Source organism: Halobacillus litoralis (genome assembly GCF_020171725.1).
Taxonomy (GTDB): Bacteria; Bacillota; Bacilli; order Bacillales; family Halobacillaceae; genus Halobacillus; species Halobacillus litoralis_F.
Map to the genome: position 1 here is coordinate 306,156 of NZ_JAIVAJ010000001.1, position 16,693 is coordinate 322,848.

Sequence of the window (16,693 nt, forward strand, 5' to 3'; positions counted from 1 at the left end):
TCGTATCTGCAATAGAAAAATAAAAAAGTGACCCCATCAAGGGGTCACTCCTTCATCACTTACCTTCTTCTATTGGATCATCGAACAAGTCGGTGAATTTCGCAACATTTTCATACGTGAATTCAAACGCCATCCGAACTTCACCGAAGCCCGGTTGGAAGAAGTATCCCTGCACCTCATAGCTGCTTGAATTCTCTCTTACTTTCGTCAAGTGGAAATAGCGCTGGATGTATTGAGCCATCTCTTCAAGTTTCTTGTTCCGTACCTTGATCCACTGTTGTTTTAATTCCTCTGTTTCAAAGTCTGATTCTTTTAGCATATCCTCACTCCTCTACGGAAATAGAAAACTCTGAATCTTCTATACTCACTATAGTATAAAAGCTTCCACTTATTTTCAACTTCTCAGGGGAAAATCCTATAACTTTTCCAACACAGTCGTCAAGTCACGTTCTATTATATGCTTACCCCAAAGAGATATCATCTAAAACGGTTAAGAAGCCAGTACATGCTCCTTTCGACCCGTCTTGAACGACAGAATAAGAGAAAATGTGATAAAAAGCATCAAGAATCCCCCTGTCATCACGGCTGTTCGTATCGATACCACCTCCGCCAACAGCCCAATCACCGCAACGGAAAGAATGACGATGAACGCCTCGGCCCAGTCGTAGAGGCTCCCCACTCTTCCCATGACAGATGCCGGGATTTCGTTCTGATAGAAAGTCAGAAAACCTGTATTCGCGAACGCAAGCGAGAAGGACAAGGTGAAGAATCCGATTGCCGCCCCGATCACCCCTGAAGAAAAGGCATAGATCAGGTAGCCTGACGCAACGCACAAGCTCCCTGCTCCCATGAGAAAACGCTCTGTCACTTTACGAATGAGCAAGGTTTGAACGGCTGCTCCCGTTATGATTCCTGCCCCGGCGAGACTGACGAGAAATCCATACATCGCATTCGACAGGTCGAGAACTTCTTTTGAAAAAGCCGCTTCCAGCGAATCGATGGCCGCCGTCATGACGAGGAACAGGCTGAACAAGCTGTACACGATCATCGTTTTGACGTGATGACGGCTGAAGCGTATGACGAGCTTCCAGTCCTCTTTTACAGAAAATAGGGAATCCTCATCCCATTCGGTCGAAACCCTCGGGAGAAGACCCGTCAGTGCCGCTGAGATGAAGAATGTCACTGCGTTGACGACTATCGCGATCCAAGGCGATCCGATCATAAAGAACAGTCCTGCTACAGCAGGTCCAAACAGAAACCCACCTGAGTCGACGAGACTCCTCCACGCATTGAACTTCAGTCGTTCTCCTTTTTCAAAAAAACGCGTCATGTACACCATCGATGCCGGATTGAACACGGCAGATGCCATATTCACGACTAGAACGATGCCATACATCACGATTAAGGACGACATGAATGGCAGGACGATGAGAAGAGCGCCCCGAATCGCATCCAGCCACATGAGAAGATGCTTCACCTGAACCCTGTCGATCATGCCCCCTGACCACACATTCGTCAAAAGCGCAGCGGCGGGCTTCAGCATATAGAGTACCGCCACTGCTAAAGGCGATCCCGTCATCTCCAGCACAATCAAATTGAACGCAATGAGAAAGATCCAGTCCCCGATATTCGATAAACCTAAATTGAACAATAATAATTTCACAATCACCACCCCTTATCTTTTTTTGAAAAAGAAAAAAAGAATCCCACCCCCAAGACTCATTGGTCTTGGGGGCGAGATTCCTCGCGGTGCCACCCCAGTTTGCTGATATGTCACCATATCAACCTTTTCGGGTACGCCTTTCGGTTATACCCTAGCTCTGTAACGGGAGCTCCCGTCGCACAATCACGTCTTCGCTCCTGTGCATCGCTCTGAGGCTTGTTTCAATGAGGACGTCCATGCTCTTTTTCACCAACCAGAGCTCTCTGTGATAGACGGCGATCATTTACTCTTCTCTTCTTCGCGTTTGGATATTTCTTCTATTATTCACGATTTCTTAAGATGTGTAAAGCCTTTTTTCTAAGAAAAGGCTACACCCACTCCAGCATCTCCATCCGGTTCCCGAATGGGTCATACACATAGATCCGGTTCGCCCCAGGCAGTTGGTCGTCCTCGATAAACGGATAGTCCTTCTCTTTCAGATGGGCCTTCAAACCGTCCACATTGCGGACATGAAAGGCAGGGTGTGCTTTCTTAGCAGGAGAAAAAGGTTCTTCGATTCCGATATGGATTTGATGCGACCCGAACTGGAACCACACGCCTCCCCTTTTCTTCAGGTTATCCGGCTTTTCCACTTCCACAAGGCCTAGAATACCAACAAAAAACTCGCGAGCCTCCTCTTCAGACCCTTTCGGTGCGGCCAATTGAATGTGATCGATCTGTTCGAATTGATATGTCATACCATTCTCCCCTTTCAGTCAGCGGTCAGCGACTGTATGATCTGTTCTTCCATACAACAACTTCTCGAGTTCATGTTTCGGCAGCGGGGCGCTGTATAAGTACCCCTGATATTGATGACACTTCTGATTCATAAGGTAATGAAGCTGGTCATCGGTTTCGACGCCTTCCGCAATCACGTTCAGCTCCAAATTCAGAGCCATTTGAATGATCGTGTCGACAACAGCTCTGTCCTTTTGGTTCTCCAAGACCGTTTGGGTGAAGGACTTATCAATCTTCAATGTGTCGAGCGGGATGTCCTTCAAATAACTGAGCGATGAGTATCCGGTGCCGAAGTCATCGAGTGACAACCGGACGCCCATTGTTTTCAGCTGGTGCATATAAGGGATCGCCATCTCCGGGTTTTGAATGACACTCTCTGTCAATTCAAGATCGAGATGCCCAGGATCCAATCCCGTCTCTTTCAAGACCCGCTCGACCATCTGTGGAAAATCAGACTCATTGAACTGGACGGCTGAAATATTGACGGATATGTGCTTAAGGGCAAACCCCTGATTGATCCACCCCTGGAATTGAAGGCATGCTTCCTTCAGAATCCATTCCCCCATCGGGACGATCAGCTTCGTCTCTTCGGCAAGCGGAATAAAATCAACAGGCGAAATAAGCCCGAGCTCAGGATGGTTCCACCGGACAAGGGCTTCAAAGCTGTTCACTTCCCCAGACCCGACATCCACTTGAGGCTGGTAGTAGATTTCAAGTTCCCTCTTCTCCACCGCTTTTCTGAGCCCTGTCTCAAGCATCATCTTTTTCATAATCGATTCGTTGATGTCAGCGGTAAAAAACTGGTAGCGCGCTCCTCCGTTGAGTTTCGCCTGATACATTGCCGTATCCGCACTCTTGATCATCCCGTCTGCTGTCCGGCCATCCTCTGGATAGAGTCCGATCCCGACAGAACTTGAGATAAACAACTCCACACCTTCGAGAATGATGGGAGGCTTGAAGGTTTTCAATAACGCTTCCGCCGTACGCCCAGCCTGGTAAGAGCTTGCCTCATTTAAGACCATGACAAATTCATCCCCACTCTGCCTTGCTAGAAAGGCGTAGGATTCAAAATGAGCTCTCAGGCGCTCTGTTATTTTCACAAGGACTTGGTCTCCGATCCTATGACCGTAGACATCGTTTATCTGCTTGAAACGGTCCAAGTCGAAAAACAACACGGCGAATTTTTCGGTTCCGCTCCGCTCAATGAGAGAAGTTAAATGTTCATTCAGCATTCTACGATTCGGGAGCTTGGTCAATTCATCCTTATACACCAGCTCCTCAATTCGATCCTGATGCCTCACTCTCTCAGAAATATCCCTGATGATGCCTGTAAAGTACGTTTCCTCATTGAATTCGGTGACAGACATCGATAACTCAACCGGAAACGTTTGACCGGATTTGTGCAGCCCTTCCATCTGTACGGTGCTTCCGACGACACGTCTTACCCCTGTATTTAAAAACCGCTTTAAGCCATCTTCATGAGACAGTCTGTATTTCTCTGGGATGATCAGGCTAAGCGGCTCGCCGAGGACGGTGTCTTTCTCATGCCCGAACATTGACTCTGCACCCTGATTCCAGTTCAGTATGAGGCCATCACCCGATATGGTGATGACAGCATCGTTGGCCGTATCGATAATCGAGTGATACATCTGATCGACAAAAGCAAGACGCTTCGATTGATTTTCAAATTTCGAATCGAACCGGACGAGCAGGATAAATAGTCCAATCAACCCTAATATCCCGATGGTCACAGCATATCCGAGCGTGGAAGCTCCTATCGTACTGCTCCCGGCCCCCATCGCCCCTTGGTCAGGAAAGAACACCGCCGCTTCCATACCGGTATAATGCATTCCGCAAATAGCAGCTCCGAGCACAACAGCCGCTCCCCAGCTATACCGCGACCACTTCCCTGGCTGATTCAAGAAGCCACGGAATACGATCAGCGCAACAAAGGATGCGGTGTAGGCAATCACGACGGATAAGCCGACTAACCAAGTGGAATAACGGATCGAAGCCGGCATAATCATCGCTTCCATGCCGACATAGTGCATCGAAATAATCCCCGTCCCGATAAAAAAAGCTCCTGTCAGTAACCGTCTGATGTGCAATGTTTTTTGACTGATCAGGAAAAAGGCCGTCAAACTTGCCACGGCGGAAGACAAAATACTAAGCGTCAGCAATACCGTGTCATACGTTACGCCCATATCCATTTCATAGGCGAGCATCGCGACGAAGTGCATCGACCAAATTCCGCCTCCAAGCATGATGCCGCCTGATAGGATCCATTTCCACCGTTGCCATTTCCGAGCTCCGCGAAGTCTCTCCACCATTTGCAGAGATGCGAAAGAAGCCACGACGGCAATGATCACGGAAAGGATCACAAATCCTGGGTTATATGTACCCACCATTTCTTCCATATTCATAACATGTTCCCTTTCATTCAATCTCTATTTATATATCGGAGAAGTCCTGTGAATATGAAGTTACCCTTCCCCGTATGGATTGAAACGAAAGTGTCCTTATTTTCGAGCTATCCAAATGGCCCATCGATCTTTTTCAACGACCGGTCCGTCCTTCAGCTTATCGTCCAGCTCATCAGCGAATTGGACAAGCTCGTCATCACTGAGTTCATGAAGAATACTTCTCCCTGTACGCGACAGGATATCCTGACGAAGTTCGTCTTTGCCCACGTACGTCTTCCTCGTCTCCCAAAGCTTCATCTCTTGAACATGCGTAAAGCCGCATTGCGTTAGAGCAGATGTTACTTGTTCACTTGTATGTCTTCTCGAAGCCTCCACTTCTTTCAATTCAGGAAAGCGGTCCATCATGTATCCTCTGAGATGCACCTCGCTTCCAGGAAGGAAACAGTCCTCTGGCGTTCGATCTTGGATGACCACTACCCCTCCAGGCTTCAGCACACGTTTCGCCTCAAGAAAACAAGCCTCCAAGTCACTCAAATGATGGATGAGTGCACGCTCGAGCACCACATCAAACGAATCACCATCAAGCCCCGTATCGTCCGCCTTCCCTTTTTGAAAAAAAGCGTTCGGAGTGCCTGCACAAGTGCGTCCTGCATCCTCGAGGCTGACCTCCGATTGATCGACTCCGTAAATCGCCTTTGCGCCCAATTCTGCCAACCCTTGCGAATAGATGCCTCCTCCGCAGCCGATATCGGCAGCGCGTTCGACTGGAAAGGTGACAAGCTCTTCCATCATTTCTTTCCACGAATCATCAGCCTTGCGGGACCTGTAACTCCCTTGATTACCCAGACTATGAAAATCGATGCCCATCTTCACTCCCCCTTTGTGCTCAGTTTACCGAATTCGAGCAATTTTTGAAACAATTTCCACTCAGCGGACGTCTATACATGGGAAGAGGTGATGAAAGTGAAGAAATGGATCGTGTTGATTCTTATGTTCGGCATCGTCGGCTGCAGCCAAACAGACGCAAATGCGACAAATATTCTTGATGATCCGGGTGTTGATCAGCTCGTGAACACGCTCGGCTATGAAGTCCAGCTTCCGACCAAACTGCCTTTTGAGCCGGATTCTACGGAAGCGGACATCGATTCCGGCAACCAGCAGTTGAATATTCATCTGCGGAACGAGGATTATGGCGTGATTGACGTATTCATCGTAAAGGGTCCTGTTACATACAAAGGTGCAGAAACGGAAGAAGGGACGACTCCTGCGGGAAGAAGCGTTCAATATCGAGGGAACGAAGACGGGCATACGCTGCGTTTTGAACAGAAAGGGATCCACTATCAAGTTTCCTCCTTGTCCTTTGATGGTCAAACCGCGTTGAAGAAAGAACAGCTCATGGAGATGATTGACAACTTCGAATAAAGAAAAAAGGGGGATGGCCTCCCCCTACTTTCCATGTACAGCGATAAACTCCTCCCTGAGCACCCCCATAAGAATCGAGTCATGGTAGGTCCCATCGTAAAATAAGTCTTTCCGAATTCTTCCTTCTTCTTTGAAACCAAGCTTCCGGTACGCCTTAAGCTGACGGGAACACAGACGATCTTTACGAGAGAGTTGGTTTATAGTTGGTATGAGACAAAGCCATATGAATAACAGCATGGCGATGTCTTACAATACCTTCTCACGCAAAGAATCGCCACTGATTCACAGGCTTTGCGTGAGGCGCTCTCGTTATCACGTTTGAAACCATTCGTTCCACTTCATTCACCACCTTCAAAGGGGTTCGTTTTCATTACGTTTTTCGAACCCGAATGTCCTTCTCTCGATCATTTTGTTGATCCCATTCGACCTGGACTTCAAATATCCCTTCTTCAAGCAGTAAGGGAATCCTTCTTCGGATGGAAGACTGCATAGGTAGATCTTCCAATTCACTGATCTTGACCCACTGTGGTTTCCCTTCTTCCGATTCCTCCAGCAGATCACCTTCAAAGTCACTCGTTATGTAATGAAAAATGATAAATCGATCGTTTACTGCCGGGTTCACGTACTCATACAACCCTTTATAACAGACATTCCACACATCAAGGCCCGTCTCCTCTTTGACTTCTCTGATAGCAGATTGTACAAAGCTTTCAGGGAATTCTACTTTCCCCCTTGGAGGAATTAAGCCCGGGAACTCTTTTTCCTTTCGGTCCAACAACAAAATTTCATCTTGTTTTCTGATTAAGCAGATGGTCCAAAACTTCACATTCAATCCTTCACTCATGATGCTTCAACTCCCTATCCTTTTACGCTTTCTAGAGCTTCTAAGGTCGATTGGGTAGATCCCTCGAAAAAGCATTGATGGTAACCCCAATCAGGGCAAACCAAGCTCACGCTCCACTATCCTCCTATTCTCTTTATGGCTCTCTTTCATTCCCTCAAAGAACATGAAAGACTCGTTCAGTTTCTGTTCGAGATCAGGAGAAGGATTCGTAAGCTCATTTAAATACCACTCAGAAAATCTCAACCGATTCCTGATTTCCTCGATACATTCTGTCGCGGATCCATGTCCCGGAACAAGAACAGAGATCGAATGCTTTTCTAACAGAGTACCAGCTTTTCGAATCGTTTCCTTATAGTCTGAATAGCTGCTGTAGATGAAGGGAAACTCCACTTCTGACAAATAATCTCCCGCCAGAAAGATTCCGTAAGGCTCGATCACTGTAAATAATCCATCGTTCGTATGGCCGGGGGCCAGATAGAACGTCAGCGTGACTTCCCCGATCGTGAGCTGCTCGCCGTCCTTCTCAATCACAAAATCCACATCCGGATAGGAGGGTGTGTAGTTTCGTGTCAGGTAGTATTCCTGATCGAATGCTGTTATTTCACGCATCACGCTTTCTTTTTCAGGATTATTCTGCAGCCGCTTGGATGCAATGCTTTTCGCATCTGGAAAGGCGCCGGAGCCGATGACGTGGTCAAAATCACTATGGGTGTAGATGACATATAGATCCCGCTCCCCTCTGACCTCGTCCACGTAAGCTTGAATCGTTTCGATTTCACGCGGCAGCCAATTCGGGTCGACCACAATGATGCTCTCCTTCGTTTTTATGACAGAACAAGTCGTCTTAAATAACTGACTTTGAAAAACCTTTAGTGTATTTGTTTGAAATGAACCCATAACAAGTCCTCCTTTTCTTTGTCCTTAATTCAACATTCTCGCTGACAACCTCTTCATTACAAAGTTGATGCAGACATTAACCAGCAGCATGTTCAATATAAATGACAAGACATTCACGCTCATCCCGTCATTTCCAGAAAAGAAATTGATCATAAACGATGGATTTGTCGGTTCATATTGATAAATTTGAACAAAGGTAAAAGGGTAACCGTAATAGTAGGAGCCGATACCTTCGTCAGAATAGCCGCTTGGAATAAGAACAGCTGATATCAGACAAATCAAGATGCTCACCTTTAAATACTTCTTGTTTTCCTTCTTCATGATCCTCACCACTCCTGATTATTTCACTGTTTCCATATGCAGCTTCCTCTTCTCAAGCTCGACCTTTTCCCATTCGAGCTGCACTTCCATTTCTTTAACTTTAAACTGCTTGATCGTCGAGTATACTCCGATGATCAAGCTCACAATGATCACGAGGTATAATAAACCCATAAACATCAATTCCATGTCCTTCCCCTTTCCTATTCATCCTCTTATAGCGAAGCAAAATTTAAGAATGTTTCTTTTCCATGTGATACGATATGTTCGTTCATATTTTGATATTAGATCGGAGTCCTTCTATGGTAAAACTAGCAAAAAGAGGCTATACCCTCTTTATCAGCCTATATGTCATCATGCATTTTATCGTTTATTTTATCGGTGGAGAAGACCTGTCTACAGGGCTTTCCCTACTGGGGCTGACCGCCTTCCTGCTGGGCTATTTCTTTCTGCCGATCAAGCAGGCCGGTATTTCGCTTCTCCTCCTCATCATCGCGCTGATCGTTCATCTGACGGCCGGCATCTCCCTTATTGAAGGGGTTGTATCTGGTTTTACCGTCATGAGCGGTTTGATTGCCCTTTTGCTCATCGTTCCCACGATCAGCTGGGTGCTAGAGGAAAAGCCTTATATTGAATCGGTCATTAACGTAGCACAGAATCTGCTCAACACCAGCCGTAAGTTCTATTTCGGCATGATGGTCATTACACAGATCATCTCGTACTTCCTGCTATTCGGGTCGATTCCGATGGTGTACAGTATGATCAATAACTTTTTGAGTGACCAGAAAGGCGAAGCATGGGAGAACTACAAGGGAACGGCCTTACTGCGCGCGTTCTCCTTAACGACGATGTGGGTCGTCAGCATTCCGAGTTTCATATATGCCGTCGATGCTCTCGGAGCTTCCCTCAGTCTGTCCATTGCGCAAGGATTCGTTATTTCCTTCGCCGGTATTTTGCTCTCTGTCCTGTTTTCTCATTTCCAGGAACGCCATTATGGAATCGACCTGACAAAAGGGATTCAAGAACAATTGGCGAAAATCACAGAACAGAAGAAGCAGGATACAAGAGGGAACCGGGATGCACTGGAGTTCGGCATCCTGTTTGTGACCCTGTTCGGATCTATTTTTCTATTGAATGCGCTATGGGACATTCGACTATTAATGATCATCCCGATCGTCATCGTAGTATGGGTGCTCCTCTACTTCATCATCCGAAAAAGAAGCAGTGGAATCACGGAAAACGGCAAAGTCTACGTCACTCAAAGCATCCCGAACAAAGCCCAACAGTTCTCGATCCTGCTCGCTGCAGGATTTCTGATCAATGCCGTCAACCAGTCAGGTTACGGACAGTATTTAATTGACGGACTCTTCTATGTAACAGATGCTGTCCCATTCTTGAACTTCCTATGGGTCCTTCCGTTCGTCGTCATCCTGCTTGGTTTGATCGGCCTCGGTCCGTTGACAGTCATCGTACTCGTGTCCGGAATTCTACAGGGCGTGGAGCTTCCGTACCCACCTGAGATCGTCGTGCTCGGCATTACGTCTGGTAGTGTGATTTCCATCATGCTGTCACCGCTTATTCTGCCGTCGATTATCTTGAGTTCTGTTAATGGTCTAAGCATCATTAAAAACGGACTGTTATTCAACTTCAAATACGCCATCGCCTTTTACTTCATGGTCCAGCTGTATCTTCAATTGTTTGTAGTATTTTTCTTATAAGATTACGTTCTGCTCCTGCAGAATGGGTCCAAGGAATCTATGAGTAGAGCGCTGATTATTTCAGCGCTCTTTTTGACCTATTGTGTACTCATTATGTATAGCCCAAATACCTGATCTCCAATAGCGGGTCATTGAATACTCCGAGAAGATGAGCGGCTAAGTAAAGAAGAAGCACAATGAATAAAAGAACGAAAAGCGAAAGGTGGGCATCCTGATCCTGACGCTGCTTACTTTTTTCTTCCCGGTACTTCCGTTGAATTCTCTCTTTTGCCCCTCGATTTTTCATTCGATTCACTCCTTCACTAGAGCTTCTTCATGATTTTCATAAAGTGCATCAAGCTCAAAGCACCTATAACGATGGCGATAATGACAATCAAGATACCTGCTGAAATTCCTATAAACGTTTCCATCAAATCCCCTCCCTCTCAAGGAATACGTTCCAACAGCAACGTTCGTTTCACTACAAATGGGCACGCCTTTCTTTCGACAGCCACCCTGCGAACAGCACAATCAATCCGCTCACAAAACAAGATGTGCCGACGATGATCAGAAGATAGATATAGAGAAGCCCCCAGGCTGTTGTGAGGTAGAACAATAGAAAGAACGCAATAGGAGAGACTCCAGCCACCCACGCCCCAAGTTTAATCCGCTCCCCCTTGGTTGTAACAAACATCGAGAGTAGAACAGATGAAAAAAAGAGGGACATCGTCAATACGATGACGATAAAGAACAAGTAAAACATAAGCTTCCTCCCTTCTTCTTACATTATAAACCATATTAATGTGAAGCAAAGGAGAATCCAAAAGTTCTGTTCCCCTTTGATAAAAGAAAAAGAACCGAGCAGCCTTCCACCCGGTTCTTCTATATGACTTGTTTCGGTTGAACAAAGATCCCGAAATCTAAATGGCCCATCGACAATTTGTTCAAGTGCCACCACCACTGTTCTGCAGGAATTTCATGTTCATCCGACAAGGTGAAATCATAGACCTCTTCAATTTTTTCGAGAAACGCATCAACCTGCTCAACAAACTGCAGATCAACCTTCGCCAAGTGGATCTGTTCTACTTTTGTCAGTTCATCGCGCCTCTTGAAGATTTCTGTCCTATCCTGCAGCATGTTTAAACATTCAAAAGATGACAGCTCAGCATTCTTGACGTTCTCCCCATATTGATCGATCATCTCACGAATCGCATTCATCCTGATCCCTTCCTCCCGTTATCTTGAATTCCAGTTCTTACCTCTATTATAACGGGAGCCTTCTACCCTTTTCCTCTTTCAATCGGCTGGCAGTCGGTTTTTCTTGAAATCATACACCTTATATCTGCCGTGATCGGAAGAATACTTCTGAATGTTACGGTCTGCTGGTATCCCTTCAAAATAAGCACCGATCGCTCCTGTCGTACACCTGTGACCCGAAAGAAGTATGTCCTCGTCCGATTCCCCATAGACCCCTTCCAACCAGTTCATAAAAGCGAACACCCTTTTTACAAAGATATCCGGGTCCTCCATACCTTCGTAAATCGCTGGATCAGGAAGCGCTCCTCGATATTGAACATCTTGGATCGGAAGTTCATCTGCCCGGCCAAGGTCGAATACATCAAGCCTTTCATCAATTGTTACGCGATGCCCTGTGACGATTTCTGCCGTCTCTACAGCTCGTTGTTGTGGAGAGGAATATACAGCTTGAAAAACCGTTGAAGCTAATTCAGCCCTTACCTCTTCAGCCTGTTTGATCCCACTTTCATTTAACGGTTTGCCCTCTCTTCCCTGCATCCTCCGTTCCTTATTCCAATCGGTCTCTCCGTGCCTGACCACATATATCATTTTTCCACCCTCTATTTTTCGTGTTGATAACACCAACTTAACAATCGCGGGATGCTGTCATTGAAACGCTGCAGGTCATCAAACGTTTCGAACACCTGCGTTTCACCCATCTCCCGGTCCGACGCATCCGTTGCTTCCATTCCGATAGCCCGCTTCAGGTTGTATTCCAACCAAGATAATTTCCCGAGAAATATCGCTTGCAGTACGACTTCAAAGTGAACTTGATTCACCCCAGGAATGGTCCCGTATCCGTCAAGAAACGATAAAAAACGATCTTCCTGAGGGATTCCATCGACATTTTCCGACCAATACATCGCTGTTTCCAGGAGATCCTGCACCGGATGGATGAACCCTGCCGACTCCCAGTCAATGATGAGAGGCTGTCCCTCCTTCCACATCACGTTCTTCAAGTCCATATCCCGGTGACTGATCACTTGATTTGAAGAAAGCAAAGGATGAGCATTCAATGCAGCCAGGTTCCAATCTTGAAGCTTGTCAGCATAACGGTCCATCAACTCAGCCCAGGGCATTTTATTAAGTACACTTTGTTTCCTGTAATCTTGCCATGCAATCATGGATGGCGCAGCTTCAGAAGGATGCTCAATGGTGAGATTTGAAAAATCCACACCGTGTAAATCCGCTAATATCTGCCCCATTTTTCTACAGTGATGATTGGTAACGTCCTTTGCCTTCAGTGTTCTTCCTTCCACCCAGTGAAAAACTAGAAAGGAATCGCCATCGTGTTCAAGAAGAGCATTTCCTTGAATCCGCAGGGCAGGCAAGGCTGGAATCTTAGAAGAGGCGACGTCTGCTATCCTTTCTGAGTCTATGTAGTTCTGCATGGCCTCTGGGCGCGCGATGACTGTCGGGTTGATCCACTTCACGGCGTAATGTCCATTGTCTGTTCTGATCTGGTACATCCTGTGAAGGAGACCGCCGTCCACAGGCTCTATGAAACGGACGTTTTCCCCTAATTGTTTTGAAATCAGCTGTTCAACTTCCAGCAATCCAACACCTCCTTACTTCCTAACTACTCAAAAAGGAAGAATTATAGATGACCACCAAATGACAAATCCCTCTACTTTTTGGTCAAAAAGTGCATTTTCTAATGGTTAAGTTTCTTCTTCTCCAGAAGATCCTACGCACTTCCTCATACTATACATCCACTTTCCTTCGTACAATCGTTCGTTGAAAACTTGATAGCCTAAAGTTGTCCAAAAGCGAAAGGCACGCTCGTTTTCGGCATGGACCGCGATCTCTATTGTTTCCACACCTCTTTGAACCATCATATCTTCATAAAATAGATATACCTTTCTCCCCATTCCAATGCCTCGGTGGCTGTTGTTCAGCATCAACAAACTGAGCCAAGGCTGCCCACTGTTCGAAGAGGACATGCCGTACTCGAGAATGGCAAGACAGTCACTTCCGTTTTTCACAATATATCGGTCTACTTCCAGCTCGTCTGCTTCTCTCCATTAACTGACAAGATCCTCTCTGCTTAGTTCTTCTTTGTTGTATGCGATCTTGTTATACTCAGGGTTGGAGTTATGAATCTTCTTTTCAATTGGAAGAAGATCTCTGCTGATCGGAGTCAGTTGAAACATTTCTTAGACCTCTCCTTCCATCCATCTATTCAACAATAAGTTTACGATTCTTTTGAATGCTATTTCTTCACATACCATGCCATTAAAACATCGTCTGCATACGTACCATCTTCAAACCTGATTTGATTCTTAAGTCTTCCTTCCTCTTCAAATCCCATTTGCTTATATACATGGGAAGCTCTTGAATTAACGGAAACGACGCCGAGACAAATCTTCTCTAACCTTTGTTGGTCCGCAGCCCACTCTAGTACATGCTGAATCATCGTTTTACCAATCCCTTGACCTGGGAAGGCTTCACGGATCCCCATTTCAATCGAACCAACATGATGAAGACGTTCCGGCTCATACCGGCGCAGCAGGATATAGCCAATGACACGCCCTTCCTGTTCATAGACCAGGTACAAGCCATTACACTTCCTTATGCTTTCCTTTTCTTTATGTAAATCAACAGACACTTCAGACGGAGAGGAAATAAAGAATTTCGTTGTTTTATCTGACATCGTGATCTCCTTACGTATACCTGCTATGGATGCAGCATCTGATTCAACCGCCATACGGATCATATCTAGACCTCCTCAGCCTCTTTAAGTCGGACTTGTGTAAATGTGCAGGTCCGACATCGGGTCTTTTTGTACGAAATACTTCTCGACAGCTCTCAGCACATCGCCATTTCCAGGTAAAGATACGATATCTTCAGCCTCATCAAAACTGCACCAATGGAAATCGCTATGCTCTCCATTTAACGTTACTTCTTCTAGTTCCTCTACGTATCCTACAAATACCGGGGCTATGTAAATATAATTTTCAAATGGTGAATAGATTTGATCAAAGAGATTCGAACTATATAAAGATAATTGGGTGATTTTCGTCTCCTCTTCAATTTCGCGAAGGGCTGCTTCCCAAGCTGTTTCCCCTTCTTCAATACTACCGCCGACGTAACACCATACATCACGCAATACTTCTGTATTTCGTTTGAGCAGTAAAACTTGGTAGCCTGACGCAGATTTCTTTAAAAGAACAGCTGCAACGCCTGTGCATCTGATCGGTACTTCTACTTGTGTCATAGGATTCATTCTCCTTTCCTTCAGCTGAGAGGGCCACCGACCTTCAAACACTCACCGTTGTAAGCATTCAAATCCACCGTCGCTTCAGACCCTTCGAACGTAATGGTGACCTTCCACTCTCTTTCATTAATCCTTTTCCCAAGCAAGCCTTCCTTTGCCGTCAAATACGTTTGAACCGATTCAATATCCTTTAATGTATAGTTTCTTCCACTGATTCCTAAACGTTCCGGAGGGTTGTTCAGGCATTCCACCGTCTTTTCCACTGCATCTGATGTAGTCATGATCGGTTTTTGATAAAGATAGACGAAGAAAAAAGTGAGTACTACAACCGCACATATGATGAGGTTCATTTTCCAGCGTTTCATCTTTATAAAGACAACTCACTTTCGACTTTCCTGGTTAGGTTAGTAAACCTTTCAATATTTTCGAACATTGATTGTAGTGCGTCTTCCCACAACATGCCCGTACTGAGGTCTTCCTGCAGGTGCTTGTAAGCGAGCTCCTCGATTGTCAATGAGGAGGTATCCGCGAGAAGTGCATCAAGTAAATCCCCTCTATTTTCCTTATTTTTGATTTGGTGATAAATGCCGGTACTGAGCAGGTGAGCAACAGTATAAGGGTAATGCCCGAAAGGTTTTCTCATAAAGTAGAAATGCCTGAGGGAAGCCCAGAAAGTCGGATCATATTGACTGAACGTGTGATCGAACACTTCTTTCTGTACGTCCACCATCAAGTCATTCATTCGATTGACCGAGATGCTCCCCTCGCTTCTTTCCTTGTAAAATTTCATTTCAAACAAGTGCCTGACATGGCTGTTCAAAATTGTTCCGATATCACGCGAAATCTGGTTATCCAATAGGTGCATTTTTTCCAAAGGATTGGTCGAATGCGTAATCGCCTCTTCCATCACAATGGTTTCAAAGAGTGTAGAGGCGATTTCTGTAAACGCCTGAGGACAATCCTGCATGTACATCGGCTGCTTCTGAAGAATGCCATAGTGATAGGCGTGACCAAGCTCATGAGCCAGCACTCCGATGCCTTGGATATCCTCAGAATCATGGTGCATCACCCGGCATTGTTTTCTCGATGGAAGCACGGCACAGAAAGCCCCTGTGCTTTTATCAGACGTCACAGAAGCATCAATCCACCCCTCACGAACCGCTTTTGTAACAAAGTCTCCGAGTCTTGGATCAAACCCGTTCAAGCTCGTCACCATCATGTCCAGTCCTTCTTTTAGTGGCAGTTTCGTGTTGTAGGAACGGTACGGAAGCGGAGCGAACTGGTCTGTCCAATGAACCTCTCCTGCATGTTGCAAGTCCGCTTTTCTCTTCAGAAAGTCCAAAAAAGGCTGCTTCGCTTTCGAAACCACATTCCACATTTGTTGAACTGACTTCTGTTCGATTCGGTTTGCTTCCAGTGACTTCGCATAGGTAGACGTGTGATCGCTAATCAAACGGAACCCTACCGAATGATTGAGGGCGGTCGATGTAAGGTCACTTACTTTCCCCCATTCCGCCTTCCAGTCCTCAAAGGCATCAAGCCGTTCATTTCTGTTGTCATTATAATAGACGACTCGTGTTGCCTGATTTGCTCGGAAAATACGGTCATCAACCGTAAGCTTAACGCGGTCTGAGGCCATCTGATACAGCTCGCCCCATCCATGCAGGCCGTGCTGCTCCAAGTCGATAAACGGACGTTCCCGAACATCATACTGTCTCCATTTCTGGATTGCCGGTAAGATTGCCTGCATCTGACCATCCCGAATGACCGATTTCCATTGTTGTTCACTCAGCTGCGACAACTCCTCTTTGAGCTGCGCTTCCAACTGAAGGTACTGCGAGAAACATGAATTCGCCTCTTGGTCATAGTTTTTTGCCTGAGTATCCTTGGTGTCGATGGAGGTTAAGCAAATTGCACATTCGACGGCTTCATAGCATTTTCCGAAAACATCCTGAAACGCCAGAATGGTTTCTTTAATCCATGTACTGTCATCTGCCTTAAATGCTTCCATCCTTTTCTTTAGGTCATGCATCTGCTCTCCAAGAGAAGAAAGAATGGTATCAAGGCTTATGTATAGGTCGTTACGATTCCATGTTAAATCCATATAAGACACGCCTTCCTTTCGTACAATCGTGGAAT

22 protein-coding genes and 1 other annotated feature are annotated in these 16,693 nt (G+C 45.9%); of the genes, 2 read left to right on the top strand and 20 right to left on the bottom strand.

What is annotated here, in order from left to right:
• Nucleotides 1-55 precede the first annotated feature (55 nt).
• From LCM20_RS01610 to LCM20_RS01630, 5 genes are all read right to left on the bottom strand, one after another.
• Nucleotides 56-319: a hypothetical protein gene (locus LCM20_RS01610; protein ID WP_225193676.1), complete on the bottom strand. Its 264-nt coding sequence runs from the start codon at nucleotides 317-319 to the stop codon at nucleotides 56-58.
• 171 nt (nucleotides 320-490) lie between these two features.
• Nucleotides 491-1,663: an MFS transporter gene (locus LCM20_RS01615; protein WP_225193677.1), complete on the bottom strand. Its 1,173-nt coding sequence runs from the start codon at nucleotides 1,661-1,663 to the stop codon at nucleotides 491-493.
• Nucleotides 1,664-1,727: 64 nt separating this feature from the next.
• Nucleotides 1,728-1,971: a binding site (T-box leader), on the bottom strand.
• A 60-nt stretch (nucleotides 1,972-2,031) separates the two neighbouring features.
• Nucleotides 2,032-2,400 carry a VOC family protein gene (locus LCM20_RS01620; RefSeq protein WP_225193678.1) on the bottom strand — a complete coding sequence of 123 codons (369 nt, stop codon included), beginning with the start codon at nucleotides 2,398-2,400 and terminating at the stop codon, nucleotides 2,032-2,034.
• Nucleotides 2,401-2,418: 18 nt separating this feature from the next.
• Nucleotides 2,419-4,857, bottom strand: a complete 2,439-nt coding sequence (locus LCM20_RS01625; RefSeq protein ID WP_225193679.1) for an EAL domain-containing protein — start codon at nucleotides 4,855-4,857, stop codon at nucleotides 2,419-2,421.
• Nucleotides 4,858-4,959: 102 nt separating this feature from the next.
• Complete coding sequence (locus LCM20_RS01630) at nucleotides 4,960-5,730, bottom strand: class I SAM-dependent methyltransferase (protein ID WP_225193680.1); 771 nt, start codon at nucleotides 5,728-5,730, stop codon at nucleotides 4,960-4,962.
• 96 nt (nucleotides 5,731-5,826) lie between these two features.
• Between LCM20_RS01630 and LCM20_RS01635 the strand changes: the two genes are divergently transcribed.
• Nucleotides 5,827-6,285, top strand: a complete 459-nt coding sequence (locus LCM20_RS01635; protein ID WP_225193681.1) for a hypothetical protein — start codon at nucleotides 5,827-5,829, stop codon at nucleotides 6,283-6,285.
• A 370-nt stretch (nucleotides 6,286-6,655) separates the two neighbouring features.
• On the opposite strand, the gene LCM20_RS01640 is transcribed toward LCM20_RS01635, so the two are convergent.
• From LCM20_RS01640 to LCM20_RS01655, 4 genes are all read right to left on the bottom strand, one after another.
• Nucleotides 6,656-7,129, bottom strand: coding sequence for an 8-oxo-dGTP diphosphatase (locus tag LCM20_RS01640; protein WP_225193682.1), 474 nt, complete (start codon nucleotides 7,127-7,129; stop codon nucleotides 6,656-6,658).
• A 90-nt stretch (nucleotides 7,130-7,219) separates the two neighbouring features.
• On the bottom strand, nucleotides 7,220-8,026 hold the full coding sequence (locus tag LCM20_RS01645; RefSeq protein WP_225193683.1) for an MBL fold metallo-hydrolase: 807 nt from the start codon (nucleotides 8,024-8,026) through the stop codon (nucleotides 7,220-7,222).
• A gap of 24 nt (nucleotides 8,027-8,050) precedes the next feature.
• Complete coding sequence (locus LCM20_RS01650) at nucleotides 8,051-8,347, bottom strand: hypothetical protein (protein WP_225193684.1); 297 nt, start codon at nucleotides 8,345-8,347, stop codon at nucleotides 8,051-8,053.
• Between the two features lie 18 nt (nucleotides 8,348-8,365).
• Nucleotides 8,366-8,518: a hypothetical protein gene (locus LCM20_RS01655; RefSeq protein ID WP_225193685.1), complete on the bottom strand. Its 153-nt coding sequence runs from the start codon at nucleotides 8,516-8,518 to the stop codon at nucleotides 8,366-8,368.
• A 128-nt stretch (nucleotides 8,519-8,646) separates the two neighbouring features.
• Between LCM20_RS01655 and LCM20_RS01660 the strand changes: the two genes are divergently transcribed.
• Nucleotides 8,647-10,062, top strand: coding sequence for a hypothetical protein (locus LCM20_RS01660; protein WP_225193686.1), 1,416 nt, complete (start codon nucleotides 8,647-8,649; stop codon nucleotides 10,060-10,062).
• Nucleotides 10,063-10,153: 91 nt separating this feature from the next.
• On the opposite strand, the gene LCM20_RS01665 is transcribed toward LCM20_RS01660, so the two are convergent.
• From LCM20_RS01665 to LCM20_RS01710, 11 genes are all read right to left on the bottom strand, one after another.
• Nucleotides 10,154-10,348: a hypothetical protein gene (locus tag LCM20_RS01665; protein WP_225193687.1), complete on the bottom strand. Its 195-nt coding sequence runs from the start codon at nucleotides 10,346-10,348 to the stop codon at nucleotides 10,154-10,156.
• Between the two features lie 174 nt (nucleotides 10,349-10,522).
• Nucleotides 10,523-10,804, bottom strand: a complete 282-nt coding sequence (locus LCM20_RS01670; protein ID WP_225193688.1) for a hypothetical protein — start codon at nucleotides 10,802-10,804, stop codon at nucleotides 10,523-10,525.
• A gap of 119 nt (nucleotides 10,805-10,923) precedes the next feature.
• Nucleotides 10,924-11,259 (bottom strand): hypothetical protein, encoded by a 336-nt coding sequence (locus LCM20_RS01675; protein WP_225193689.1) that lies wholly within the window; start codon nucleotides 11,257-11,259, stop codon nucleotides 10,924-10,926.
• Nucleotides 11,260-11,337: 78 nt separating this feature from the next.
• Complete coding sequence (locus LCM20_RS01680; RefSeq protein WP_225193690.1) at nucleotides 11,338-11,886, bottom strand: histidine phosphatase family protein; 549 nt, start codon at nucleotides 11,884-11,886, stop codon at nucleotides 11,338-11,340.
• 11 nt (nucleotides 11,887-11,897) lie between these two features.
• Nucleotides 11,898-12,893, bottom strand: a complete 996-nt coding sequence (locus LCM20_RS01685; RefSeq protein ID WP_225193691.1) for an aminoglycoside phosphotransferase family protein — start codon at nucleotides 12,891-12,893, stop codon at nucleotides 11,898-11,900.
• 105 nt (nucleotides 12,894-12,998) lie between these two features.
• The gene (locus LCM20_RS01690; protein WP_225193692.1) at nucleotides 12,999-13,322 is read right to left on the bottom strand and encodes a GNAT family N-acetyltransferase; all 324 of its coding nucleotides are present in this window, start codon (nucleotides 13,320-13,322) and stop codon (nucleotides 12,999-13,001) included.
• A gap of 39 nt (nucleotides 13,323-13,361) precedes the next feature.
• Entirely contained in the window at nucleotides 13,362-13,490 is a 129-nt protein-coding gene (locus tag LCM20_RS20000) for a hypothetical protein (RefSeq protein WP_263621891.1), read from the bottom strand.
• Nucleotides 13,491-13,549: 59 nt separating this feature from the next.
• Nucleotides 13,550-14,053, bottom strand: a complete 504-nt coding sequence (locus tag LCM20_RS01695; protein WP_225193693.1) for a GNAT family N-acetyltransferase — start codon at nucleotides 14,051-14,053, stop codon at nucleotides 13,550-13,552.
• A 21-nt stretch (nucleotides 14,054-14,074) separates the two neighbouring features.
• A complete protein-coding gene (locus LCM20_RS01700) occupies nucleotides 14,075-14,554 on the bottom strand; it encodes an NUDIX hydrolase (protein WP_225193694.1) in 480 nt (159 codons plus the stop codon).
• A 20-nt stretch (nucleotides 14,555-14,574) separates the two neighbouring features.
• The gene (locus LCM20_RS01705) at nucleotides 14,575-14,919 is read right to left on the bottom strand and encodes a hypothetical protein (RefSeq protein ID WP_225193695.1); all 345 of its coding nucleotides are present in this window, start codon (nucleotides 14,917-14,919) and stop codon (nucleotides 14,575-14,577) included.
• A gap of 2 nt (nucleotides 14,920-14,921) precedes the next feature.
• Complete coding sequence (locus tag LCM20_RS01710) at nucleotides 14,922-16,658, bottom strand: hypothetical protein (RefSeq protein WP_225193696.1); 1,737 nt, start codon at nucleotides 16,656-16,658, stop codon at nucleotides 14,922-14,924.
• Nucleotides 16,659-16,693 lie beyond the last annotated feature (35 nt).